Below are 290 nucleotides of genomic sequence, written 5' to 3' on the forward strand. Positions count from 1 at the left end.
GTTGTTGAGCTCACCGTTGCCCTGCACGCTGTGTTTGATACGCCTGAGAGCAAGGTCATCTGGGATGTGGGCCACCAGGCCTACCCCCATAAAATTTTGACCGGCCGGCGCGAGCGCATTCGCACCCTGCGTCAGCCTGGCGGACTTTCAGGCTTTACCAAACGCTCAGAGAGCGAATACGACCCCTTTGGTGCGGCTCACTCCTCCACATCCATTTCTGCGGGTCTGGGCATGGCTGTGGCCCACCATCTGCGCGCTGAGGAAGACCCCTCCTACAAAGAGCGCAATGT

General features: G+C 59.3%; 1 protein-coding gene. It reads left to right on the forward strand.

What is annotated here, in order from left to right; translation table 11 throughout:
* A partial coding sequence (locus HK11_RS11865; protein WP_304528682.1) for a 1-deoxy-D-xylulose-5-phosphate synthase N-terminal domain-containing protein occupies positions 1 to 290 on the forward strand: 290 nt, incomplete at both ends.

It is taken from the genome of Acetobacter sp. DmW_043, from assembly GCF_002153485.1.
GTDB lineage: Bacteria > Pseudomonadota > Alphaproteobacteria > Acetobacterales > Acetobacteraceae > Acetobacter > Acetobacter thailandicus.